23 protein-coding genes are annotated in these 23,051 nt (G+C 45.8%); 11 read left to right on the top strand and 12 right to left on the bottom strand.

The genetic code is table 11. The features are described 5' to 3' along the window. Positions 1-173 precede the first annotated feature (173 nt). Positions 174-851: a uracil-DNA glycosylase gene (gene ung, locus IRJ16_RS11850; protein ID WP_194111793.1), complete on the bottom strand. Its 678-nt coding sequence runs from the start codon at positions 849-851 to the stop codon at positions 174-176. Positions 852-924: 73 nt separating this feature from the next. Here ung and IRJ16_RS11845 point away from each other — a divergent pair, with 73 nt between their 5' ends. Further along, on the top strand, positions 925-1,470 hold the full coding sequence (locus IRJ16_RS11845) for a DUF2892 domain-containing protein (RefSeq protein ID WP_194111792.1): 546 nt from the start codon (positions 925-927) through the stop codon (positions 1,468-1,470). Between the two features lie 61 nt (positions 1,471-1,531). Here the strand turns inward: IRJ16_RS11845 and IRJ16_RS11840 are convergent, their stop codons facing one another. From IRJ16_RS11840 to IRJ16_RS11820, 5 genes are all read right to left on the bottom strand, one after another. Continuing rightward, positions 1,532-1,801: a hypothetical protein gene (locus tag IRJ16_RS11840; protein WP_194111791.1), complete on the bottom strand. Its 270-nt coding sequence runs from the start codon at positions 1,799-1,801 to the stop codon at positions 1,532-1,534. A gap of 96 nt (positions 1,802-1,897) precedes the next feature. Beyond that, a complete protein-coding gene (locus tag IRJ16_RS11835; RefSeq protein WP_194111790.1) occupies positions 1,898-2,245 on the bottom strand; it encodes a hypothetical protein in 348 nt (115 codons plus the stop codon). A gap of 38 nt (positions 2,246-2,283) precedes the next feature. Next, complete coding sequence (locus IRJ16_RS11830) at positions 2,284-2,988, bottom strand: SDR family NAD(P)-dependent oxidoreductase (RefSeq protein WP_194111789.1); 705 nt, start codon at positions 2,986-2,988, stop codon at positions 2,284-2,286. Positions 2,989-3,067: 79 nt separating this feature from the next. Then, positions 3,068-4,846 carry an aromatic amino acid hydroxylase gene (locus IRJ16_RS11825; RefSeq protein WP_194111788.1) on the bottom strand — a complete coding sequence of 593 codons (1,779 nt, stop codon included), beginning with the start codon at positions 4,844-4,846 and terminating at the stop codon, positions 3,068-3,070. A gap of 155 nt (positions 4,847-5,001) precedes the next feature. Then, positions 5,002-5,943, bottom strand: a complete 942-nt coding sequence (locus IRJ16_RS11820; RefSeq protein WP_194111787.1) for a lysylphosphatidylglycerol synthase transmembrane domain-containing protein — start codon at positions 5,941-5,943, stop codon at positions 5,002-5,004. Between the two features lie 170 nt (positions 5,944-6,113). Between IRJ16_RS11820 and IRJ16_RS11815 the strand changes: the two genes are divergently transcribed. Both IRJ16_RS11815 and IRJ16_RS11810 read left to right on the top strand, forming a co-directional pair. Next, positions 6,114-6,983, top strand: coding sequence for a carbon-nitrogen hydrolase (locus IRJ16_RS11815; RefSeq protein WP_194111786.1), 870 nt, complete (start codon positions 6,114-6,116; stop codon positions 6,981-6,983). Between the two features lie 124 nt (positions 6,984-7,107). After that, positions 7,108-8,163 (top strand): agmatine deiminase family protein, encoded by a 1,056-nt coding sequence (locus IRJ16_RS11810; RefSeq protein ID WP_194111785.1) that lies wholly within the window; start codon positions 7,108-7,110, stop codon positions 8,161-8,163. Between the two features lie 3 nt (positions 8,164-8,166). Here IRJ16_RS11810 and IRJ16_RS11805 read toward each other — a convergent pair whose 3' ends face one another. Together IRJ16_RS11805 and IRJ16_RS11800 are read right to left on the bottom strand one after the other, a co-directional pair. After that, positions 8,167-9,312: a hypothetical protein gene (locus tag IRJ16_RS11805; protein WP_194111784.1), complete on the bottom strand. Its 1,146-nt coding sequence runs from the start codon at positions 9,310-9,312 to the stop codon at positions 8,167-8,169. Between the two features lie 20 nt (positions 9,313-9,332). Then, positions 9,333-9,749 carry a hypothetical protein gene (locus IRJ16_RS11800; protein ID WP_194111783.1) on the bottom strand — a complete coding sequence of 139 codons (417 nt, stop codon included), beginning with the start codon at positions 9,747-9,749 and terminating at the stop codon, positions 9,333-9,335. A 223-nt stretch (positions 9,750-9,972) separates the two neighbouring features. Between IRJ16_RS11800 and IRJ16_RS11795 the strand changes: the two genes are divergently transcribed. The 4 genes from IRJ16_RS11795 to IRJ16_RS11780 all read left to right on the top strand — a co-directional run bounded on the left by IRJ16_RS11795 (position 9,973) and on the right by IRJ16_RS11780 (position 13,036). Further along, the gene (locus IRJ16_RS11795; protein ID WP_194111782.1) at positions 9,973-10,833 is read left to right on the top strand and encodes a LiaF transmembrane domain-containing protein; all 861 of its coding nucleotides are present in this window, start codon (positions 9,973-9,975) and stop codon (positions 10,831-10,833) included. Between the two features lie 15 nt (positions 10,834-10,848). Beyond that, positions 10,849-11,886 carry a sensor histidine kinase gene (locus IRJ16_RS11790; RefSeq protein ID WP_194111781.1) on the top strand — a complete coding sequence of 346 codons (1,038 nt, stop codon included), beginning with the start codon at positions 10,849-10,851 and terminating at the stop codon, positions 11,884-11,886. Further along, positions 11,883-12,626 (top strand): LytR/AlgR family response regulator transcription factor, encoded by a 744-nt coding sequence (locus IRJ16_RS11785; protein WP_194111780.1) that lies wholly within the window; start codon positions 11,883-11,885, stop codon positions 12,624-12,626. Before IRJ16_RS11790 ends, IRJ16_RS11785 begins: the two co-directional genes overlap by 4 nt. 167 nt (positions 12,627-12,793) lie before the next feature. Continuing rightward, positions 12,794-13,036: a helix-turn-helix domain-containing protein gene (locus tag IRJ16_RS11780; protein ID WP_194111779.1), complete on the top strand. Its 243-nt coding sequence runs from the start codon at positions 12,794-12,796 to the stop codon at positions 13,034-13,036. Between the two features lie 47 nt (positions 13,037-13,083). On the opposite strand, the gene IRJ16_RS11775 is transcribed toward IRJ16_RS11780, so the two are convergent. From IRJ16_RS11775 to IRJ16_RS11765, 3 genes are all read right to left on the bottom strand, one after another. Next, the gene (locus IRJ16_RS11775) at positions 13,084-14,376 is read right to left on the bottom strand and encodes an HAD-IB family phosphatase (protein ID WP_194111778.1); all 1,293 of its coding nucleotides are present in this window, start codon (positions 14,374-14,376) and stop codon (positions 13,084-13,086) included. Positions 14,377-14,547: 171 nt separating this feature from the next. Further along, complete coding sequence (locus IRJ16_RS11770; RefSeq protein ID WP_194111777.1) at positions 14,548-14,955, bottom strand: VOC family protein; 408 nt, start codon at positions 14,953-14,955, stop codon at positions 14,548-14,550. 96 nt (positions 14,956-15,051) lie between these two features. Then, positions 15,052-16,095 carry a glycoside hydrolase family 53 protein gene (locus tag IRJ16_RS11765; protein ID WP_194111776.1) on the bottom strand — a complete coding sequence of 348 codons (1,044 nt, stop codon included), beginning with the start codon at positions 16,093-16,095 and terminating at the stop codon, positions 15,052-15,054. A 163-nt stretch (positions 16,096-16,258) separates the two neighbouring features. On the opposite strand from IRJ16_RS11765, the gene IRJ16_RS11760 reads away from it, so the two are divergent. From IRJ16_RS11760 to IRJ16_RS11745, 4 genes are all read left to right on the top strand, one after another. Continuing rightward, the gene (locus IRJ16_RS11760) at positions 16,259-17,605 is read left to right on the top strand and encodes a Gfo/Idh/MocA family protein (RefSeq protein ID WP_194111775.1); all 1,347 of its coding nucleotides are present in this window, start codon (positions 16,259-16,261) and stop codon (positions 17,603-17,605) included. Positions 17,606-17,608: 3 nt separating this feature from the next. Continuing rightward, positions 17,609-18,469 (top strand): sugar phosphate isomerase/epimerase family protein, encoded by an 861-nt coding sequence (locus IRJ16_RS11755; protein ID WP_194111774.1) that lies wholly within the window; start codon positions 17,609-17,611, stop codon positions 18,467-18,469. Positions 18,470-18,484: 15 nt separating this feature from the next. After that, positions 18,485-19,246, top strand: coding sequence for a 3-keto-disaccharide hydrolase (locus IRJ16_RS11750; RefSeq protein WP_194111773.1), 762 nt, complete (start codon positions 18,485-18,487; stop codon positions 19,244-19,246). Positions 19,247-19,468: 222 nt separating this feature from the next. After that, positions 19,469-20,866 (top strand): DUF3943 domain-containing protein, encoded by a 1,398-nt coding sequence (locus IRJ16_RS11745; protein ID WP_194111772.1) that lies wholly within the window; start codon positions 19,469-19,471, stop codon positions 20,864-20,866. A 4-nt stretch (positions 20,867-20,870) separates the two neighbouring features. On the opposite strand, the gene IRJ16_RS11740 is transcribed toward IRJ16_RS11745, so the two are convergent. Then, a complete protein-coding gene (locus tag IRJ16_RS11740) occupies positions 20,871-23,039 on the bottom strand; it encodes a TIM-barrel domain-containing protein (protein ID WP_194111771.1) in 2,169 nt (722 codons plus the stop codon). Between the last annotated feature and the right edge of the window lie 12 nt (positions 23,040-23,051).

Raw genomic sequence — 23,051 nt, 5'->3', positions numbered from 1 at the left:
TGTGTACGAGTCCAATCCGTCAAGCTGATTATATGTCCCATAACCAGGTTTAGAAAGCAGAGTTTACATCACAATGCTCTTTTTTATTTTAAATAACTGATAATCATTTTTTTAGATTGTATTCTACTTTAAAATTGTTAACCTTTGTAAACTTTCTACCAAGTTGATCGGCCTTAATGTATTTGCCAGTTTATAGGTTGCTTGCCTGTCCTTATCAGATACTCGTTGGCTTTAGAGAACGGCTTCGATCCCCAAAAGCCACGCTCCACAGATAGCGGTGATGGATGCACCGACTTGATGATATGGTGTTTGTTAGCATCGATCAGCGGTATCTTCGATTGGGCATAGGCACCCCAAAGGATGAATACCAAGCCATCTCGTTTTTGTGATAGCGTGCGGATCACCTCGTCGGTAAATATCTCCCAGCCCTTCTTTTGATGCGAGCCGGCTTCGGTAGCACGGACGGTGAGTGTAGCATTCAATAGCAGCACACCTTGCTCGGCCCATTCTTCCAGATTACCGTGGGAGGGTTTTATAAAGCCGAGGATATCGGTAGCCAGTTCTTTATAGATATTAATGAGCGATCTGGGGATAGCGATATCCTTTTGAACCGAAAATGATAACCCATGCGCCTGTCCGGGACCGTGGTAAGGGTCTTGCCCAAGGATCACTACCTTGACATTGTCGAACGGTGTTTTATTGAATGCGTTGAAAATGTCGGCATTACGGGGATAGACCACCTTGCCGGCCACCTTCTCGTCCTGCAGAAATTTGCGCAGGTTGGCCATGTAGGGCTTATCAAATTCGTCCTTTAAAACTTCGAGCCACGACGGCGGTAACGCTACTGACATATTTATTAGTAAGATGTTGATTTGGATCGCAAATTAACGGATATTTGCAGCCTGTAATATAGTATATCAAATTATGTCAAATTTTGTTCGTTTAATTATAGCATGTGTGATCATGGGAGCTGCCGTTACCATGGCCGGTTTCGGCCTGTGGGGTTGGGGGATACCGGTGCTATTTATTGGCGGTATATTTTTATTAAGCTTCTTTTTTAACGAGAACATGATCATAGCGCAATACTTTTTGCGCAAAGAGAACCAGGAAAAGTCGGAAGAGTGGTTGCTGAAGATCAAAGATTACGAGAAGGAACTGCACAAGAACCAATGGGGTTACTATAACCTGCTGATCGGCTTGATCGAATCGCGCAAGAGCCCGATGAAGTCTGAAAAATATTTTAAAAAAGCTTTGTCTTTGGGCATGCGTATGTCGCACAACACGGCTTTGGCTAAATTGAGTCTTGCAGGTATCTCCATGGCTAAACGCAACAAGCGCGAAGCCCAAATGTACCTGACCGAGGCCGCTAAGGACGACAAGAACAAACTATTAGCTGATCAGATAAAAATGATGAAAGGCCAAATGGCGCAAATGGATAAACAAGTTGTACGCGGCTATAGGAACTTTTAATAGCTGACACTGAGCATAAAAAAGCGGATAAGATCAAGATATTACCCGCTTTTTTATTGTCCTATTTTTCGTCGAGGGTATCAAAGTAATCCGGCTCGGCGTTGTGGTTTTGATCGGGTGAGATGTGTCGATCGGGTATTTCCAGATCGTCGTCATAGTCGGCCTGTTCAACTTCGTCGGCATTTTCTTTTGGGCTATGTTGTTCCTCCTCGTCACCGGGCGAAAAAACCGCTGCCATCTTCAGCAGGTCGCGCACAAAAGATAAATTGAATTGGCTACGGTTCAATTTGATCAGGTATTCATTCTCGGTTATTTCCAGTATCGAGTCCATTGTATTACCAATTTAATTAAGCGATATACACAATGATAATGATCGGGATCTACGTTTGTTTTAAGCTTGTGTTAAGAAATTGCGCGTCGGCGTAACTTATTCCCCTACTTTAATAACTTCTGATCCCGCCCTACGGTCGTTCAGGTTCGATGACGTGATCTGAAAGAACTTGTTGCCCGATACTTTGCCCATGGTCACTGTCAGTAATGCTTTTGTTGGGATCTTGTATCGTTTAATGGTTTCGGACGTTGGTTTTAGCGTGTAGGTATGATCACTAAGCCACTTTACCTCAAATTCCATCTTGATGCCTTTGTTGCTCAGTTCGGATTGGTAATTGCCGTGACGGGTGATGAGGATAGTACCCGATACCGATGAAGTTGTTTTAAATATTCCGTTACGGAATTTAGCATACATCATCTTTTGCGCCGAGGTGATTGTCGGCACAAAAAGAAATGCGGTCAACAAGAGCCTCACTCGCAATATCATGGTGTAGTTACAGCAACAGGTAACACTTTGCCATTAAAAAAGCGGTGCCCGGTCAGCGCAAAATCAGCAATATATTTACCCATCTCAAATGCCATCACCGGCGACTCATATCCCGGGAAGGCTTTTTCCAACATCTCTGTTTGGGCCGATCCCAAAGCCAGGCAATTCACTTTGATCTTGCAATCCGTAAGTTCTAATGCTAAGCATTCCGTCAGCGTGTGTAGAGCCGCCTTACTTGCCGAGTAAGCTGCCAATCCAGCGAACTTCACACTGCCCTGAAAGCCGCCCATGCTACCAATATTGAGGATATGCGACCCCTCGGTCATTACCGGCAGCATCGCCTGTATCATACGCACATGACCCAGATAATTGCTTTGCAGCATTTCTACAAAGTCGGTTTCATCTGTATCAGCAAATGGCTTGTTGATGAGTACACCCGCGTTATTGATCAGAATATCTACCTTGCCGTCAAAGCGTGCAGCAATAAAATCTTGCAAGCCGTGGTAATCATCGTGTATAATATCAAATACCAGCGGATAAAGCGTTGCTTCCGGGTTCAACCCTAACGCTATCTCCGCTAATTTGGTCAGCTTATCTTCCGATCGAGCTAATGCGATCACGTTATGCTTATTAGTTAAGCACAGCTCTAAAACGGCTTCGAACCCTACGCCGCTGCTGGCTCCTGTTATAATGATGTTCATAGTTGTCGATGCGAAGTTCGTTATTGTTTGGTTAAATCCAAAAACGCCCATGCACTTAATAATTTGGAAATTACAGATCCTATAAAACTACCAATTTCTGCTCCACCGGGTGGCTGATCAGATAAAAACCATCTTTGATCAATTTGCTTAACTCAGGTTCTGTGTCGGCTTTACGCTGCAAGAAAGATCTGATCTCTGCAGCCAACTCAGGCTGGATATCTTCGTGGTCCATTATCTCTAATATCTCCATCGCACAGAGCCAATCGTCCTGATGGTTTTTATGCAGCTGCTCCCAAACGTTGCCTAAAAACTCGTAACCTTTATGTGTTTGCCGGACATTGCGCACCTGCTGATATAGTTTATGCAATTGAAGCGTAGCCGGATCGTGAACAGGATGGAAAGTAGCAGTTGTCGACCTTGGGCCGATCTCTTCAAACGACTCCTTATCTGCCGCTCCGCAAAATACCGATGTGATCAACTCGCCCACGGCCATGTCATATACTCCCCATGATGGGTCGAATAACAAATTGCCTATAGCATCTTTTACAGTACAATCGGTAAAGGTGATCAGTTGGATCTTACCATCGTTACTGATGATCGACTTTACTTTGCCTGTTAATTGGATGCCGCTTTCAAATTGCAAATGGGCCATCTTACCGGTCTCGACACCTGCCTGGGTCAACTCGTCTTTGCTAATGTCTTCCAAGGCTGTTTCCCAACCTTTAAATTTACCTACAGGTGAACTAAAGCCGTCTTTATGATAACCCTTACCGTGATCTTTCAATTGCTTATCGCTATATGCCAAAGCCGTCGGTCCGGCGGTTTTGATGAACGTTGGTTTGCCTTGATGTTGCTTGAATTCCGCGACGGTACCCGATACCTGTAAGCCTGAACTGTAGACGATCGTGCAAGTATTCTTGCTTTCGATCGCTTTTTGCAGACCATAAATCCCACCACGACGGAACGACATCGTATCGGCAAATTCCTCTAATACATCGATCAGGTTCTGGAATGTCGGCGTTACAAATAACTGCGGTTGGGTTGTGGTGATATCGTAACTATAGTTCAATGCGTCGATCGTGTAAGGAATCTTTTTTACCTTCTGTTTCATACAGCTTGCGCTTTCGCCGATGGATGACAGCAGACCTGCGCCGTATATTTTCGGGTCTTCCAAGGTGCCGATCAATCCATACTCTACCGTCCACCAATGCAGGCGACTAAGTAATGCCATTTCGGATGGTTCACCCATGTTCTCCTGTCGATGGATGAGCAGGTCTTCGGCTGCTTTCAGTTCTGCTGGATCGGCATAGGGCATTTCTTTTAATATCGAAAGGGCGCGGATGGCCTCGTATAATTCAAAGTCCTGTGCCGAGAACATCGCTTTGGCACCTATCGAACCAAAGTAACTCAAGTATTCGTGATAATCTTTATCTGCGATGATAGGCGCATGCCCGGCTGACTCGTGAATGATATCCGGAGCAGGCGTGTATTCGATATGTTTTAACTGACGGATATCCGCAGCGATCACCAATACACGGTAGGCTTGATACTCCATGAATGCGGCGGGTGGGATAAAACCGTCGACAGTGACCGCGCCCCAGCCGATCTTTGCTAAAGCATTGTTCATTTCCTGTAAGTCTGGGATCTTTTCTATGGTCAGTCCGGCGGCTTCCAGCCCGGGGATGTAGGGATAGTACGCAACGTCCTTTAGGTAGCTGTAATTTTGACGCATCACATAGCGCCATATCGCATGGTCGATAGGGGTATAGTGCTCGTAGTGTTGATCTACAATAAATTGCTTTAAATGAGCGGGCAGCGCAGCCACCTGCGGGTTATTAAAGTCATTAAAACGGCTCATGGGCGTTATCGGTTTATAACAGAATAACGCCAAGTTAAAGCAATGGTTGTGTGATAAACAAATATCAGTATATGATTCTGAAATTTGAATTTATATCAACTTTTGAGAAAGTTTAAAGGATGAATATTGAAATAAAATTTGGGATGGCCTTAGGCTTAATCTTCGATATGCTCTTCGGTTGGTTTGGGTAGGCCTTCTTCTAACCTACTTGGGCGTAGCACGTAGTAAACACCCAATAAGGCAACCAATAACGATATTAAATAGAACGTACCCGGTAAAAATACCGCCATGCTCTCATCCATGGGGAACCATTTGGTAAGATAGGTGAACACCGTTTCGCGGATACCTGCACCACCAACGCTGATCGGGATAATGGTAGCTAAGGCTGATATTAAAAAGGATAGTAAGTAAGGAGAGAACTTGCCGTCAAAATCTTGACCCAGCAATACAAAAACAATGGCGATCACCTGAAATCCTTGTACAAGGATAGCTTTTAAATGCGCTTGGAAAAAGAAGCGAGTATAATCTTTAAAAAACTTGTAGGCCACAAAATAGTAAACTGCCGATGCCGCAACAAAAATAGTTAGCGGGATACCGATATGAATATCTATTTGCGGGATCATAAATATCAGTGCCACAGTGATCAGCCCGATGGCCCATAAACCGCTCAACCTATCGAACATGATAGCCCAGAATACTTTTTTGCCCGGTAGCTTATAATTTTTATGCAGCAGGTATATCTTATAACCATCGCCGCCGATACCGCCGGGAAGAATGAAATTGTAGAACAGACCCAAAAGGAACAAACGGAAGTTAAATTTAGGATCGAGCTTAAGATCTATCGACTTAAAGAAACTAAGCAAGCGCCATGACGATACCACCATCGAACAGAAGAAACTTAACAAGGCAGCCAGCATCCACCAGTAATTAGCGTGCAGCAAACGGTTCTTAACGTCGGCAAAAGGCACCTTCCTGAAAACAAAATAAAGCAGAACGCCGGTCACCGCGATCTTTAAGATAGTTTTAGTGGCCGACCAAAGCTTTTGCTTAGGCGTTTTATGGTCGTGGTACTCTAATTCTTCTTCTATTTCTGACATTCGGGCGCAAAGATAATGTTTTGTTTCTTTTAGTGAATTAGCGATAAGTTAATTAGAGGTTAGGCGGATGTTGCTTGTGATTTTTTACTCATGGCTGATCAACTGATCTCCGGTTAACTAATTAACTGATCACTAAAAAAACTACCTTTGCGCAAAATTTCGAACTAATTATGAGTAAGGTTAAAGTTGGTATCGTTCAAACTACTTGTGTTGCTGATAAGCAGCAGAATTTAGATAAAGCTATTGTAAAGATCCGCGAGGCGGCCGCTAAAGGCGCACAGATCGTTTGTTTGCAGGAGCTGTTCACCTCGTTATATTTTTGCGACGAGGAAAATTACGACAATTTTAAACTGGCCGAAAGTATCCCCGGCCCATCTACCGACGCGCTATCAGCCGTAGCGGCTGAGTTGGGCGTGGTAGTTATCGCCTCTTTGTTTGAGAAACGTGCGCAAGGTGTTTACCACAACACCACCGCCGTGCTTGATGCCGACGGTGCTTACCTGGGCAAATACCGTAAGATGCACATCCCTGATGATCCGGGTTTTTACGAAAAGTTCTACTTCACGCCGGGTGATCTGGGTTATAAAACCTTCAAAACCAAATTTGCTACCATCGGTGTGCTGATCTGCTGGGATCAGTGGTACCCTGAGGCTGCCCGTATCACCGCTTTGATGGGTGCCGAGATATTGTTCTACCCGACCGCTATTGGTTGGGCTACCACGCAGGACGAAGCCACCAACACTAAGCAATACAATGCCTGGCAAACTATCCAGCGTAGTCACGCCGTAGCTAACGGCGTACACGTGGTAAGCGTGAACCGTGTAGGTGAAGAAGCCGGCGTGAAATTCTGGGGCGGATCTTTCTTTGCAGACCCGTTTGGCGAACTTTTGCATCAGACCACTGTTGATGAAGAAGAAGTGATAGTTAAAGAACTGGATCTGGATAGGTCGGATTACTATCGCAGCCACTGGCCGTTCTTAAGGGACAGAAGGATCGATAGTTATCAGCCGATCACGAAGCGTTTGTTAGATAACGACTAATTCTATAATTATTTGTCATTGCGAGCGTAGCGCGGCAATCTCATAGGACAATCCACGAAGACCTGTCTGCGGGATTGCCACGTCGATATCGCTCCTCGCAATGACAAACGAAATACACCCAATTATGACCTCATCATCAGATATCATATACCCTAAAAACCTTGGCTTCAGCTTTCCAGCTGAATGGGAAAGACATACCGCCACTTGGCTGTCGTGGCCACATAAAGAAGAATCATGGCCGGGCAAGATCGGTTTGATCTATGGTAAATATGCCGAGTTTATCCGCGAGGTTGCCACAGGTGAACTGGTACGCATTAACGTTAAAGACGAGCAGATGCAAGCTTTTGCTAAGCTGCAACTGGAAATGGTGGGTGTGGATATGACCAAGATAGAGTTCTATCGTTTCCCTACTAATGATGCCTGGTGTCGTGACCATGGCCCAGCGTTTTTGGTGAACCGCGAGAAGAAAGAGAAAGTCATTGTCGATTGGGGCTACAATGCCTGGGGCGGTAAATATCCTCCCTTTGATCTGGATGACGTGATCCCGACGCTGATCGGTGAACGCTTTGGCCTGCCGGTTTACAATCCCGGTATTGTGATGGAAGGCGGCTCGGTAGAGTTTAATGGTAAAGGCACGTTGTTAACCACTACCGCATGTCTGCTTAATCAAAACCGTAATCCTCATTTAAACCAGGGGCAAATAGAAGAGTACTTGTATAACTATTACGGCGCCGAGCAGATCCTTTGGTTAGGTGACGGCATCATTGGTGACGATACCGATGGTCACATCGACGATATCACCCGGTTCACTAACGAGGATACCGTGCTGACCGTAGTGGAGGAGAACAAGAACGACGAGAATTACCACATCCTGCAAGAGAATTTGGAGACCCTAAAAGGTATGCGCCTGCTTAACGGAAGGCAGTTGAATATCGTAGAGTTACCAATGCCCGATCCGGTGATCTGGGAAGACCAGCGTTTGCCGGCATCCTACGCCAACTTCTACATCGCTAACTCGGCGGTTGTAGTACCTACTTTCCGTTGCGATAAGGATGATAAAGCTTTGGATATTATCCAAGGCTGCTTCCCCGACCGTAAGGTTGTCGGTATCGACTCAACAGATATCATTTGGGGCTTAGGCAGTTTCCATTGCCTGAGTCAGCAAGAGCCTGAGGTTTAGGCTTTACATATCCAAATAGAACCATTTTATACTCAGCAAACCCCTCTTGATGTGCCCGCCAACGGGCCCGTCGACAGGGGTTTGTTCGTATTCGGTGCGTGTGACTTCGATCTCTATCGGCTCTTGGTGGCGTTGCCACGGGGTCAAAGTTAGATGATAATGCGTATTGCCTTTGCTTTTGCTGGTGTATTTGTTTTGAACACTGGTGTTGAATTTGAGTGGAGGGGAATTATCAGCCATGCAGTTTAAATGAATGGTTGCGGCATAGCAATATGGAATAGCAAATAAACTGACCCAAAGCCAGTCATATTTGTTAGCTTCTTTTTTAGGCAGGGCAAGATAAAATGCAAGACAAGATATAGCAAAAGCGCAACAAGCAGGCAAGAGGACTTCCCATTCGTTAAGAAGATCATAGTCTTTAAATGACCGGATCATCAATCCAAAGGATGGAGCGAGCATTGCCCAACTTATCGCTGGTCTTGCTCCTCCCGTATCGACTGGGGAAATGATATTTTTATATCTGCTCAATACAAATAAGGCGACAACCGGAAATATCAAAGCCACGCATATAGCGATGTTATAAGGGTTAGGATAAAACCCCGCCCAAATACCGATCGCTATCCCAATATAGTTCGTATATGAAGCGATCTTTTTTGCTTTGTTTAATGATTGTTTGCGCTCGGCGCGTGTGAAGCCATTTTCGTTGTCGTCTAAGATCTCTTTTAGCTCGTCATTATGAGCTTTTCTATCAAGGTCGACACCATAACGTCGAACGGTATTTAAGATCTTGTAATCGTCGGTCAGGTAAACATGATCTGTTATTGCGATTCGCAACTTGTCTTTGGATTCGATTACCAATGTGTTCTTTTCTATTCGATAACCCTTAATTTCTTTGAATAAAATCGTTTTGGTGTTGAACGTTCCGCGATAGGTAAGATGGTCATTAGCAATTATAACTTTTTTCCGATATGTATTCAAGACCATATACACACCTAACGCTAAAATAAGTATACCAATTCCAATATTTAAACCCGAATCTTTGCCTGTCGCTGCTACATTAAAAAAATAACATCCGCCCCCGGCGAATAGTAAGCCAAATATGTATCCAGCTATCTTAGTCAGCCTACCATAGGTAATTTCTTGTTGCATTGTGATAAGTCTCTAAAATTTTAGTCCAACCTCGCAAACCGCTCCTCGGCCCAGCGCAATATCTCATCACCCTCATCTAACTGAAAATAGCGCACATTCATGGTATCGCCGTTACGTGATACAAACACCAGCATCATACGGCGGGTACGCGGGATGTGGCGCAGACGGTAACCGGCAATGTCGCTGATCAGCATTTCTTTGGTGCCCAATAAACCTATGCGAGTAATACTCCAGGTAGTAATGGTGAGTTTGGTGGTCAGCAATAAAGGGAAAACGATACAGGCGATCACCAGCGGTACTATGCCGGGCAGGATCCACATCGGGTCATTCAGGGTTTTGTACAGGTAAAACCCGCGGCCGGCTGTGATCAGCGCGAACATTAAAAACAAGCTGATGAACACCAGTCGGCCTTTACCCAAATGATACACTTTTTCCATTGCGGGGGTTAATTCTAACGCCAAGATACAAATATCGGCTGCATTGCAAATGCCTTATGTGCGGCACCCGATCATAGCTATTGGTTGTGCGTTAAAATGCGGTAATTTTTTCACCGACAATTTCACCGCCTTTACCGACTTATGCCCCGCCCATACCATATAGTGGTTTGCAAAAGCAAGCCATTATATTAGTTTTACGCTATCAAAATTAATTCATCAGATCATGAGTATCGATCCAAAATATAAAAATATACCACAGACCGGCAAGGCTTTCGCCGGAGTGATCTTACTGGCCATTGGCCTGGTTTATCTATTAGAAGAAACTAACTTGTTTTACATCCCCGATTGGGTCATCAGCTTCCCGATGTTTATGATCGCCCTTGGCGTTTACATTGGTGCTAAAAACGATTTCAAGCGCCCGGTCCCGCTTATTATTATCGCTATAGGCGCATTAAGTCTGCTGGATGATATTTTCCCCCGGGCCGACTTTTCAAGGGCTATCTGGCCAATGATATTGGTCGGTGTTGGTTTTTGGCTTATCTATGGCCGTAAGAACCAAACGGCGGGTTCTATCTTTGGCAAACACAAAGTTGGTCGTACCGACCCGTTCAAAAATGCTGAGTTCAGTGACCCTTTCGCGCCAAAGCCAACCCCGAATTTCGACACCGCTTTCGATCCGAATTATGACCCGAACGCGCCTGCTGCCGATCAACCTGCCGGTTCAACGCCTCCGCCGTACATGGGCGACAATCATATCGATACCGTATCAGTTTTCGGCGGGGTAAAGCGTACCATACTATCTAAAACGTTCAAAGGCGGCGAGATCGTGAACGTGTTCGGCGGTACCGATCTTGATCTTACCCAGGCAGATATACAAGGCCAGGTGATCGTGGAGATAACCCAACTGTTTGGCGGTATCAAACTCATCATCCCGCCGCACTGGCAAGTAACCTCTGACGTAGCCGCGGTGTTCAGCAGCGTGGACGATAAACGCCGCAACATGGGTACACCGCTTAGTCCGGATAAGATCTTAGTGATCAAAGGCGTATCTATATTCGCGGGTGTTGATATCCGCAGCTTTTAATAAAAGCTAATTTAAATGAGCACTCCTACATCTACATCATCCTTAAAACTCGACTGGGCTTTTGCAGGCTGTGGTTTAGCCTGGGCACTGCTGTTGACGTATATCATCCATAACTTTGGTTTTGATTGGTACACCTCTATAGCAGATGGCCTGGTGAGCACCTTCTTGCTGGCAGCCGCCTGTTGGCTCATCAATAATAACCTGCGCTATTATCAGCCGGGCAAGGGCAGCTACATCAACCTGTTGATCTGGTGCGTATCCCTGGCGGCATTGGTAATGGCCGGTAGCCGCTGGTTGCTGCCGTTCTTTAACAGCAATGTGGCCTTTACCGATTTCCTTTCGCGTTCGCTCATTATTCGTTTCTTTACCAACTTTTTGGCGATAGGGTGGATGGCCATGATCAGTTTGGTTTGGTATGCTACGCTTGACCATAAAGAGAACGAGAAACGAAAGTTAGAAGCCGAGCGTTTAGCCCGCGATGCGGAATTATATAACCTTCGTCAGCAATTGCAGCCGCATTTTTTATTTAACAGCTTAAACTCTATCAACGCGCTGATCGGTTTCAGGCCCGACGAGGCCCGTAAGATGATCCATCAGCTTTCTGATTTTTTAAGAGGTACGCTCAGAAAAGATGATCAGCAACTGGTAACACTTACCGAAGAGCTCAACCACCTGCAACTTTACCTTGATATAGAAAAAGTACGTTTTGGACATCGCTTGAATACCGAGATCAGTTGTGATAACCAATGCGGTAAAGCGCTGTTACCTGCATTATTATTACAGCCTATTGTAGAGAACGCGATAAAGTTTGGTTTATACGATACTACCGATACCGTAACCATTAGCATACGAGGCGAGATGGAGGATAACTACCTGACCATTATGGTACAGAACCCTTACGATGCCAAGACCACCCGACCGCGTACCGGCACCGGATTTGGCCTGAGGGGTGTACAGCGCCGTTTATCTTTACTTTTTGCACGTAATGATCTGGTTGAAACTCATGGAAATGATGATATCTTTACAACCATAATAAAAGTGCCGCAGGTATGAGTAAACGTGTACTGATCATTGATGACGAACCATTGGCCCGTATGGTAGTTCGGGAGTATTTATTGGATTTTCCGGACTTGGAAGTAATGGCCGAATGCGGCGATGGTTTTGAAGGCATCAAGGCTGTAAACCAGTACAAACCCGACCTGATATTTTTGGACGTGCAAATGCCCAAGATAAACGGTTTTGAGATGCTGGAACTGTTAGACCCTCAGCCCGCCGTGATCTTTGCAACCGCGTTCGATGAATATGCCATCAAAGCTTTTGAAGCACATGCAGTAGATTACCTGCTGAAACCCTTCAGTAAAGACCGCCTGCACAAGGCCGTTGAGAAATACCTGGGCCAAAACCCTATCGAGACCAAAAAACATACAGAACAATTGCTCGAAAGCCCGGCGCTATCTCCGTCGCAGCACGATCGTATCGTAGTTAAAACCGGTACTAAAGTGAAGATCATCCCCGTTGCTGATGTTTTATACCTGGAAGCCGACGACGATTACGTAAGCATCCACACTGCCGAAGGCTCGTTCCTGAAGAACAAGACCATGGGCTTTTTTGAGCAGACCTTAGATCCACGTCAATTCGTCCGCGTGCACCGTTCCTACATCGTTAGCATCCCCGAGATCACCCGTATCGACCCTTACGAGAAGGACGCGCATTTGGCTATCCTCCGCTCGGGCGCTAAAGTGCCGGTGAGTAAATCGGGCTATACTAAATTGAAGCAGGTGCTGGGGATTTAGTTTGAAGTAATTAAAAATGCGAAAGAGGGTAGAATTGGCTTGATAAGTATTTGTCATCTTAATTTAATAACAATAATATTTTAATTAATAGGAAATCCACCGTCAGTTTATCTCCGTAATTCTATCTAACCAACACCCGTGTCACTGCTAAATTTTATTTACCAGTTATGCAGAACCAAAAAGATCTGAGTTACATTAATCAAAACATCCGTAAATTAAGAGAGCGCGATTTTTTATCGCAAGAGTACATGGCCGCTAAAATGGGTATCGGCCAAAACGCTTACAGCAAGATCGAATTAGGTAAAACTAAGATCACTCTTGATCGCCTGTTCGCCATTGCAGATATTTTAGGCGTAACAGTTATCGACCTGTTGATCCAAGAGCGAGTAGAATTGAGGAAAGAGGCGTAAGTAAAAGTTAAAAGTCGAGGTTTTAACTTCGACTTTTAACTTTTCTATTAATATAATAATCTGAATTTGATCGTCTGCTCAATAGCTTTCAATTCCTCCAATACCTGTGTGTCATAACCAGTGTTCACGTCGGTGATTACATAGCCGATCTGCGCATTGGTTACCAAAAACTCACCTACTATGTTGATATTGTGGCGGGCAAATACATCGTTGATCTTGGCCAGGATACCTGGTACGTTCTTGTGAATGTGGATCAAACGGTGTGCATTGCTCACGCGTGGTGGCTGAAGATCAGGGAAATTACAGCTGGTGTGGGTCTTACCCTCGTTCATAAAAGCGATCACGCGCTTAGGGATGAAGTCGAAACTACGGGGGTTGTCTTTGCGGTCGTCAAAAATAATGATACCGGCTGCACAGGCAGCTTCGCCCAATTTGCGGCTTTGTACACGGCCAAAGCAACCGATCACTTTTAAACGGCCCGCATTTTGCAATTGTTCGGGGCTGGGCTGGTTAGCTTCATCGCAAAATAATATACCGGCCTCTTGCAAATAGACATCTTCGATATGGTCCTTTTGCCGAATATTATAACCTTCCTTGCGCATTTGAGCGAGTGCTTCTTCATCAATATCGCCCACTACTAAACACTTGATCCGATTCTTCGGATAAGATATTGCACGTGGAAGCTTATTAATATACAGGAATTCGTCAAAGCTTGGGGTAATATGGTCAGCACGTTCGGTGACTGACTTCCGCTCGATATTCTCGGTATAAGCAAAAAACTTCTTGATCATCCCCGACTCCTTCAATTGGAAGTCAGAATAGCCATCGCCGATACCAAAGATGTCTCCTTGCAGATCCAGTTCTTTCAGCAGTTTCACCTTACCGCCTTCTTGCGATAGGGGATTGGTCTCGTCGTAGCCAATGATCTTTCCACGTTCGTCAAATAAGAAGGTGTTAGCGTAGATATTTTCTTGCTTGATGTGATATTCAGAAACAACGGGTGTGATGAATTCCTTAAATCCGCCTGATACGATAAGGACCTCATCGGCGTGGTTCTTAAAGAAAACGCTGTTGCGGGAAAACGATACCGACACTTTTTTCCTTAGATGTTTTACAAGCAATTTAAGATCGTCCCGGGTAGCTTCTAACAACTTGACCCTCGCCGCTAAACTTTGGGTGAACGATAAACGGCCTTCCATGCTGGCGTTGGTCAGGTCCTCTATTTGCTTATAGATATCTTCACGGTCGGGGCGGTCTTTCAACGAGATGCGGGCCAGCTCATCAAGCGCCTCTACCTGTGTGAATGTACTATCGAAATCTATAATATAATATTGGCCCATCGTAATGCTGTTTTTCGTCGTAAAAATGCAAAAAACTGCCGAGGGTTTATCCACAAATTGTTAATGTTGAAAAACGATCAATTTGGTAGATCATTTCAGTAGGCAGTTATGGGTTAGCAGTTTGCAGTGGGTAAAACGTAACTATGCAAACTGCAAACTCGCACCTGCAAACTACTCCGCAGGTGGTCCTGCCGGATCCATGTAGGCAAATTCCCAATGATGGCCGTCCAGGTCTAAGAACGAGCGGCCGTACATCCAGCCGTAGTCGGTAGCATCTTGTGCCGGGCTGGCGCCGTTAGCAATAGCCAAGTCGTATATCTCGTCCACACGCTCGCGGCTTTCGGCAGATAGGCAGTTGATGGCAGAGATAGTTTTGTCTCTGTCTGCCAGTTCTTTTTTAGTAAACGTCTTAAAGAAATCCTCGGTAAGCAGCATATAAAAAATGTTATCGCCGATAACCAACGCACCGCCCATTTCGTTAGTAAACTGAGGGTTAAAGGAGTAACCCAGTGCTTCAAAAAAGGCTTTGGACTTGTTGAGGTCTTTCACCGGTAGGTTAACAAAAATTTGAGTTGCCATAATTGTTTTAGTTTTGCTCAGGTCAAAGATAACAGCTTGCGGCAATGCTCGGTGCTGTGCAACAACGACATTTATCGGGGCATTTGCGGCAAGCCTCTAATTTAGCAAAAAGGCATCCATGGCTATAGTTGGCCGGCCGTTAGCGCCGAATGCACCTAACGAGTAATTGTTCCAGTTATAGGATTGCGGCTCCCAATAAAATACGCCGATGCCATTGTCACCGAAACTGCCGGTCTGGGTGAGCAGTGCGGTCAGCATATCCTTCGTAGCTTTTGGTGCATTAACATCCATGCCCACCTCGCTGATCACCACCGGCTTGCCGTAACGGCTGATCAAGTCGGTCATATTGGCTTTCACTTTGGCAAGGTGGTCCTTCCAATCGGCCACGGCCGGGTAGACCGACATGGCTATCATATCGAACTTAGCATTGTTACTCACCATACTATCAAAATGCCAACGGAACAGGCTGTTGTCATATCCGTTAGATACGTGTACAATGACCCTTATATTTGGATCTACGGCTTTAACGGCATCATAGCCGCTATTGGTCAGTTTGGCGTAGTTGGCACCGTTGCCGGTAGATATCTGGCCTAAAGGGTAAAGAAAACCGTCGTTGCTCTCGTTACCAACTTGTACCCACTCGGGTGTAACGCCGTTCGTTTTAAGAGTGTTCAATACATCGTACGTGTGGTCGTAAACTGCTTTTTGCAGTGCGGTAATATCATATGCGGCCCAGGCGGCGGGAGTTGCCTGATGGCCCGGATCGGCCCAGGTATCGCTGTAATGGAAGTCGATCATCAGGCGCATGCCTTTGTTTTTTGCGCGGATAGCCATGGCGACCAAATCGGCCTTGCCGCAATAACCTTTTGCCGGGTTAACCCAAACCCGCAGCCTGATGGAGTTGATGCCTTTGCTTTTCAGCACATCGATAAGGTCGGCTTGCGTTCCGTTGCTCTCGTAAAACTTCATGCCCGATGCTTCCATTTCAGATAGCCAGCCAATGTCGGCACCTTTTGCAAAGCCTTGCGGTAATACGTTGGTTGGTATGACCATAGAGGTATCGATGGGGGCAGGCGTACTTTTACTGCACGAGGTGAGCGATAAAAACAGCAGGATAATTAAAAGACGGTGAACGGTCATTTACAAATATGAGGGATCGGATGAATATCCTAACTATATCAGGCTACATTTCGCAAACGTTTGCGCAATACGCTATTGTAAATAACATGTTGCCATTAACATTTGCGGGATATAATCCCTATGTTAGTATTCCAATTATATGAAACCCTAATTGTTTGACCAGATGGAAAAACGGAGAGAATTCTTAAAAAAACTTGCAGTAGCATCGGCCGGCGTTGCGGCCAGTAACAGCCTGATGGGTATGAGCGCCAAAAGTTATCGCAACATCATTGGCGCTAACGAGCGTATCAATGTAGCGCTGATCGGTCTTAACGGACGCGGTACCAGCATGGCCGGCACTTTTGTTAAACAAGCCGATTGCAAGGTTGCCACTTTGTGCGATGTAGACACCCGTGTTTACGCAAAAGCACTTAAAGCAGTAGCTAATGCTAAACAAGCTGACGTGCCGACCACTGAAAGCGATTGTCGCAAGGTGCTACAAAACAAGGATATCGACGCGATCTACATCGCAACTCCAGACCATTGGCATGCTCCGCTTACCATTATGGGATGCCAGGCAGGTAAGCATGTTTATGTAGAAAAACCGCTAAGCCATAACCCGCACGAGGGCGAGTTGGCTGTAGCTGCCGCTAAAAAATATAAAAAGGTAGTACAGATGGGCGCACAGCGTCGCTCGGCACCTGTGTTGACGCAGGGTATTAAGGAACTGCACGATGGTATCATCGGTCGTGTGTATTTGGCCAAGACCTGGTACACCAATAAACGTGGTCCGAATGTACTGAAACCCGGAACGGTACCTGCCGAATTGAACTATGACCTGTGGCAAGGCCCTGCACCACGCATGGATTATAAAGACGGACTTATCCATTATAACTGGCACTGGTTCTGGAATTGGGGAACCGGCGAAGCCCTGAATAACGGCACGCATGAGGTTGACGTAGCCCGCTGGGGACTTGGTGTTGATTACCCGACCAAGGTCGCATCGATAGGCGGTCGCTATAATTATAAAGACGATTGGGAGACCCCTGATACACAGATCATCACCATGGATTTTCCCGGTCGTGTGTCGCTGATGTGGGAAGGCCGCAGCGCGAATGGTCGTAAGACCGAAGAATTGGATCGCGGTATCATTTTTTACGGCGATAAAGGTAGTTTAGATACCGGCGGCGATAGCTATAAAGTTTACGATCTGGATGGCAAGCTGATCAAGGATGTAAAATCTTTAATAAAAGAAGATACCGTTGATGCCCGTAACACCGCCAGCGTTAGTTTGGGCATGGATAGCCTGCACGTGGCTAACTTTTTGGATAGTATCCGCAATAATAAAGAAGCTAATTGCAGTGCCGAGATCGGTCATAAAAGTATCCTGGGGATGCAGTTAGGCAACATAGCCTGGCGCGTAGGCCGCGACCTGAAAGTTGATCCTAAGAATGGCCACATTATAAATGATCCCGAAGCACAAAAGCTATGGAAACGTAGCTACGCTCCGGGTTGGGAACCTAAAGTTTAATGCATGTTAGCATCATATAAAAAGATCATACTGTCGGCGGCTTTAGTGGCCGGTTCGGTTTCGGGATATGCGCAAAAGCTGTTGTTTCCCGAGGCTCCGGGTATTGTGTCGTACACGTATCGTAACCAGTTCGCTAAAGATGTGCCGGGTACGCTGGATATTGTTAAGGGTAACGGGATAACGGATATTGAGTTCTCCAGCTTGTTCAAACAAAATCCAGAAGACCTGCGACGCATGTGTGATGAGCGCGGCATCAAAATATCGTCATACGGTGTAAGTTATGATGACTTCACTAAAAAGACGGATGAAGTTGCACACGTAGCCAAGATCTTGGGTGCGGAATATGTGCGTGTATCAGGCATACCGCATAAAGGTACTTTTACGTTAGAGAACGCTAAACAGACCGTAGCCGATTTTAACCAGTACGGCAAGATCCTGAAAAAGGAACATGGGCTAACGTTCATCTATCACAACCATGGCTTTGAGTATGTGCCTTACGAGGACGGTACGCTTTATGATTATATCCTTAAAAACACCGATCCCAAATACGTAAGCATGGAGATGGATATCCTTTGGGTGTTCTTCCCGGGGTTCGATCCGGCGGCTTTGCTTGCCAAATATGGAAAGCGGTATAAGGCTTTACACTTAAAGGACTTGAAGCAAGGCGTAGCACGCGGTAGTCTATCAGGCGGTACCGACCCTAATAACGATGTGGTGTTAGGTACAGGACAGATCGATATCCCGGCCGTCATGAAAGCCGCTAAGAAAGCAGGAGTGAAGCATTACTACATCGAGGATGAAAGTAAGGATGCAATTACGCAGGTGCCTCAAACCATTAAGTATTTAAACAGTCTGACTAAATAAAAAAATAAACAATACATGAAAGTAAAGACCATATACACCCTTGGTGTAGCATTGTTATTGACGGGAACGCTGATCGGTAAATCGGCTATGGCCCAAAAGATCAACACCCTGACGGCGAAGGAGAAGAAAGAGGGCTATAAATTACTGTTCGACGGTAAGACAACCACAGGCTGGAAAGGTGCCAACATGGATAAATTCCCCGATAACCCTAAAGGCTGGATCGTCAAGGATGGCTTGCTGACCATTCAGGGATCAGACGGTAAGGAGTCGGCTTTTGTGGGAGATATTGTTACTACCGAAGAGTTCAGCGCGTTCGATATGTCTTTCGATTTCAGATTGACCCCGGGCGCTAACAGCGGCGTTAAATACTTTGTTACTCTGGCTGAGAAAACCTCAGGTTCAGCTATCGGTTTAGAATACCAGGTTTTGGATGATGACCTGCACCCTGATGCAAAATTAGGCCGCAATGGTAACCGCACCATGTCATCGTTATATGACCTGATCACATCCACAAAAACTAAAGAGATCACCCACCCGATCGGCGAGTGGAATACCGGCCGTGTTGTTGCTTATCCCGACGGTAAAGTTGAACACTATCTGAATGGCACTAAAGTGGTATCGTACGATCGCCATTCAAAAGAGTTCCGCGATCTGGTGGCTATCAGCAAATACAAAAACTGGAAAGAATTTGGCGAAGCGCCTAAAGGCCACATCTTGATCCAGGATCACGGTAATACGGTGAGCTATCGTAATTTTAAGATCAAGGAATTAAAATAATAAAACATATAAGTTGTGTATATACTGCCCGTGCCAATGCAACGGGCATTTTTTATTTCAGGACCGGTAAAATGCGGTCGAGCTAAAAACTAAATCGACGTTAAGCAGTTAACTACCTATCCGAAAACGAACCTGTGCTACCAGTTGCCAGATCAACCCGCCGTAGGAAACTTTTAGATGAAAGCTACCTTTACAATCTTTTGCAGAAGCACTTTACGTTTTATGATGATCGTGATGCTCGCCGTTGTCAGTGTTGATGAAGTTTTAGGCCAAGATGCGCCTTTTTACGCGCCAACCAAGCCATCGCGCGCTGCTCAACGCCGTGCAAGGCGAGATAGCTTAGGAAACCCGCCCCGTTTTGGGCGGGCAATGATACCTTTTGCTGCCGCACAGTTGGTGCCATTTTTTGTGAACCGCACCATCCGTAAAGTCGAATTCGCTAATATATCCTGGGAATCGACAAAAACTAATATTAAGCCAAGCAGTTGGGCTTGGGATAACGACCCGTTTCATACCAATCAATTTGCCCATCCGTATCACGGTAGTATCTTTTATAATTCTTTCCGGTCAAGCGGTTACAATTTTTGGCAGTCGGCAGGGGGCGCAGCGGCCGGCAGTTATTTGTGGGAGACCTTTGCCGAGAAGCAAGCACCCGCTCCCAACGATTTTATTAATACCACTTTTGGCGGCGTTGTACTGGGCGAGATGACGCACCGCTTATCTAACAAGATCATCAATAACCACACCGGAGGGTTTAAAAGACAAGCAGCAGAGGTAGCCGGCTTCATTATTAACCCCGCAGGTGGGCTTAATCGTATCCTTGATGGTAAGTGGGGAAAAGTAACGTCAAATACTTTACAGGACGACTCATCAAAGATCACTGCCGAATTTGATGTGGGTTACCGTAAATTCAATGCAACCAGTCAAAGTTTGTTTGGCGGCAGTGCTCAGTCCGGCTGGTACGCTCACGCTAAACTATTATATGGTACACCCTCAGAAGGTTTCAGGGTGCCGTTCAGTAATATCGTGATCAACGCCGAGGTTGGTAAGGATGATAGCACTGCTATAAACATGGTGACCGTTTATGGATCACTAACAGGTTGGCAATTGAATAATGCCGAAGAGGTTAAGCAACTGCTGGTGCTGTCGGCCAATTACGATTATATCCACACGGCGGCTTTCTTTTACGGCGGTCAAAGTGTAAAAGCTAATTTGTACTCGGAGTTTAAACCTATAAAAGATATTCAGATCAATACTACCGTTGGTATGGGGCCTATCTTGTTAGCTGCTGTACCGGCTGCCTACCTGGCTGCGGGGCGTAATTATGACTACGGAGTTGGATTCGGTGTGAACGGCGGCGGCAAGATCTGTTATAAAGACAGGCTGGCTTTCACTGCCAATTACAATGGCGGCTGGACCAGGACCGTAAACGGAAACCATTCCAATTACTTCCTCCACACGGTATCAGGCGAGGTGAGTTATCGCATGGTGGGTAATTTACACGCCATGGCGCAATCCGGTTATTACGGGCTGGAGGGTAACTATCAGGACAAACCCGAGCTCGACCGCCGTTATCCTTACTTAAAAATAGCAGCACGGTTAGCGTTGAATATTAAGTAGCGAACTATTCAACCTTGCTCCAACTGCTAATGTTATAAAGTTTCTTAACCTGTTTACCATCGCGGGTGGTGCTGCCTTTACCGTTCTTCCAGTTCAGGTTAAGCCAGGCAAATTTATTGGCTTCATAACCAAAGTTGTTACTGTCATCTTCAAAAAGGTGAACAGGCTTCACTTCGGCATTACCATAAACTTTGCATGTGATATCAAATACGGTTGTTGGTGATACAAATTCTATAGGCTTGGCTAAAGGCAGGATAGTCCCCTCTTTAACGAACATTGGCATTTCAGTAAGGCTCATGGTGATCTTGTGCTTTTGAGCGCCTGCGTATTTCTTGCCGCTGTTAAAATCGTACCAGTTGCCTGCCGGGAAATAAACATCTCGGGTAGATGCCCCATTGATGAACGGGGCGCACATGATACTTTCACCCATCATATACTGATTGTCCAGTTTAAAGGTTTCCTTATCATCCGGGTAATCCATCACCATAGCCCTAAAAGGAGGGATGCCCTTGTAATGGTAATCAGCAAAAGCGGCGTACAGATAAGGGATCAGGCTCATACGTGTCTCGATCAGTTTTTTAACCTTTTGCTCTATCTCCTTAGCGTTTGGTAACAAGATATCTTTATTGTTCTTATCGCGCTCAAATTGATACCACGGCAGGTTTTTAAGGAACCAGCAATTTACATTCATATGGGCGGACATGGCCGAGGTTTGCAAACGACGGATCAGGTCCTCTTCTGACCGGATATCCCTAACTTCGGGCGACCAATTAGTCCCCGAAAAACCCGAATTGATTATCATCTTTACAAAGTCGCCATGGTCGTACATGTCAGTATAAATAGCCGCGTTATACGGCGAGGCGAACAGGTGCGAGGCGCGCACTTCCATCATGCTGCGGATGTTCTCTTTGCGGTATTCGTCGAGCAGTGTCTTTTGATAAAGTAGTCCGAAAGATTGGCGCATTTGCTCGCCGTCCATACCGGACGGAAAACGGGCAATATCAGGGAAACTCCACTCACCGCTGCCATCATCGTAATAAGCGGCATCGCACTCATCCAATTTAAAGGATAAGATCCCTTTTTTGATGAAGGTGTTGTTATGATAATCGCCAAAGATCGCACGGGCTTTAGGCAAGGTGAAATCGGGTACGGCACCGTTCCAAACTTTGTAGTTACCCGAGAACGGCGCTATGGCCGAGAATATTGGGGAGGTTGGGTGGGTGTAAGCATGTTCCCAAAGGTTGAGTTTGTAACCGCGGCCATTCATGATACTGATCAGACTATCAGGCGTTGGGTATTTATCTTTGTTCCAAACGTATGAGCAGGAGTAAGCCGCCGTTTGCCAACCTGGTTCTAACCCGAACATGTCGCATGGGATATGATTATCGCGGAAGTACTTCGAAAAGTCCAATACTTCGGCTTGCGTAAAAGTATTTTTAGCGCGGTACTTAAAGCCTAATCCCCACATTGGCGGCAAAGCACCACCACCCGAATACAGATTATAACGCTCCATCACATTACGCATGGTAGGCCCTTCAAAAACCAATATCTCCATGCCTTTGGCGCCTTTTATCTGTATCTCTACGTTGGATGAGGACCGGTTCTTGTTGCGGTACAACTCCTCGGGTGATGAACCTGGCTCGTTGGCTTTGGCCGTTTCTTTACCTGCCGTAGCTTCGGCCAGTTTATGTTGCGATCCCATGTAAAAGTTGACGTAGCGCGAACTGTTCACCAACACTCCGTATCCTTTAGATGAGATATAGAAAGGCATCGGCGCGTGACTGAAACCCAGATTGCCGATAGTTTGGCTATTGGTCCTGATCTCCCGACGGAGGCCTCGCTGCTCAAATGTGTTTACTTGTAACCCGAACCCGTAAAAACGTTCGTTATCTTCCATACCTAACTCGGCCAAAACACCGCTGCTCATCTGACTGAACTTAATGCCTTTCAATACCAATGGCACATCGTTGCCTGCAGGCAGTTTACCCATGGCATCAGCCATTTCTTTAGCTTTAAAGTCGCTCGGTTTTATAGCTTCTTGTTCTCCGTAAACGATCTTCCATACGCCGGGCGATATTTTGGTAGCTTGCTGGGCTACAGAATTGGACATGACAAGCGACAGTGTAAAGCACAAGAATGCCCTAAGAATGGTCACGGTTTTGAAATTGATCATAGCAGATAGGTT

Origin of the sequence: Mucilaginibacter myungsuensis, assembly GCF_015222005.1 — a bacterium.
Taxonomy (GTDB): domain Bacteria; phylum Bacteroidota; class Bacteroidia; order Sphingobacteriales; family Sphingobacteriaceae; genus Mucilaginibacter; species Mucilaginibacter myungsuensis.
The sequence above is the reverse complement of the archived record's forward strand: the minus strand, read 5'-3'. Positions and strand labels throughout refer to the sequence as shown.

What these genes read in the sequence shown, in the direction of transcription:
- ung (WP_194111793.1), bottom strand. Translation starts at nt 851, where the DNA reads ATGTCAGTAGCGTTACCGCCGTCGTGGCTCGAAGTTTTAAAGGACGAA.
- IRJ16_RS11845 (WP_194111792.1), top strand. Translation starts at nt 925, where the DNA reads ATGTCAAATTTTGTTCGTTTAATTATAGCATGTGTGATCATGGGAGCT.
- IRJ16_RS11840 (WP_194111791.1), bottom strand. Translation starts at nt 1,801, where the DNA reads ATGGACTCGATACTGGAAATAACCGAGAATGAATACCTGATCAAATTG.
- IRJ16_RS11830 (WP_194111789.1), bottom strand. Translation starts at nt 2,988, where the DNA reads ATGAACATCATTATAACAGGAGCCAGCAGCGGCGTAGGGTTCGAAGCC.
- IRJ16_RS11825 (WP_194111788.1), bottom strand. Translation starts at nt 4,846, where the DNA reads ATGAGCCGTTTTAATGACTTTAATAACCCGCAGGTGGCTGCGCTGCCC.
- IRJ16_RS11820 (WP_194111787.1), bottom strand. Translation starts at nt 5,943, where the DNA reads ATGTCAGAAATAGAAGAAGAATTAGAGTACCACGACCATAAAACGCCT.
- IRJ16_RS11815 (WP_194111786.1), top strand. Translation starts at nt 6,114, where the DNA reads ATGAGTAAGGTTAAAGTTGGTATCGTTCAAACTACTTGTGTTGCTGAT.
- IRJ16_RS11810 (WP_194111785.1), top strand. Translation starts at nt 7,108, where the DNA reads ATGACCTCATCATCAGATATCATATACCCTAAAAACCTTGGCTTCAGC.
- IRJ16_RS11805 (WP_194111784.1), bottom strand. Translation starts at nt 9,312, where the DNA reads ATGCAACAAGAAATTACCTATGGTAGGCTGACTAAGATAGCTGGATAC.
- IRJ16_RS11800 (WP_194111783.1), bottom strand. Translation starts at nt 9,749, where the DNA reads ATGGAAAAAGTGTATCATTTGGGTAAAGGCCGACTGGTGTTCATCAGC.
- IRJ16_RS11795 (WP_194111782.1), top strand. Translation starts at nt 9,973, where the DNA reads ATGAGTATCGATCCAAAATATAAAAATATACCACAGACCGGCAAGGCT.
- IRJ16_RS11790 (WP_194111781.1), top strand. Translation starts at nt 10,849, where the DNA reads ATGAGCACTCCTACATCTACATCATCCTTAAAACTCGACTGGGCTTTT.
- IRJ16_RS11785 (WP_194111780.1), top strand. Translation starts at nt 11,883, where the DNA reads ATGAGTAAACGTGTACTGATCATTGATGACGAACCATTGGCCCGTATG.
- IRJ16_RS11780 (WP_194111779.1), top strand. Translation starts at nt 12,794, where the DNA reads ATGCAGAACCAAAAAGATCTGAGTTACATTAATCAAAACATCCGTAAA.
- IRJ16_RS11775 (WP_194111778.1), bottom strand. Translation starts at nt 14,376, where the DNA reads ATGGGCCAATATTATATTATAGATTTCGATAGTACATTCACACAGGTA.
- IRJ16_RS11770 (WP_194111777.1), bottom strand. Translation starts at nt 14,955, where the DNA reads ATGGCAACTCAAATTTTTGTTAACCTACCGGTGAAAGACCTCAACAAG.
- IRJ16_RS11765 (WP_194111776.1), bottom strand. Translation starts at nt 16,095, where the DNA reads ATGACCGTTCACCGTCTTTTAATTATCCTGCTGTTTTTATCGCTCACC.
- IRJ16_RS11760 (WP_194111775.1), top strand. Translation starts at nt 16,259, where the DNA reads ATGGAAAAACGGAGAGAATTCTTAAAAAAACTTGCAGTAGCATCGGCC.
- IRJ16_RS11755 (WP_194111774.1), top strand. Translation starts at nt 17,609, where the DNA reads ATGTTAGCATCATATAAAAAGATCATACTGTCGGCGGCTTTAGTGGCC.
- IRJ16_RS11750 (WP_194111773.1), top strand. Translation starts at nt 18,485, where the DNA reads ATGAAAGTAAAGACCATATACACCCTTGGTGTAGCATTGTTATTGACG.
- IRJ16_RS11745 (WP_194111772.1), top strand. Translation starts at nt 19,469, where the DNA reads ATGATGATCGTGATGCTCGCCGTTGTCAGTGTTGATGAAGTTTTAGGC.
- IRJ16_RS11740 (WP_194111771.1), bottom strand. Translation starts at nt 23,039, where the DNA reads ATGATCAATTTCAAAACCGTGACCATTCTTAGGGCATTCTTGTGCTTT.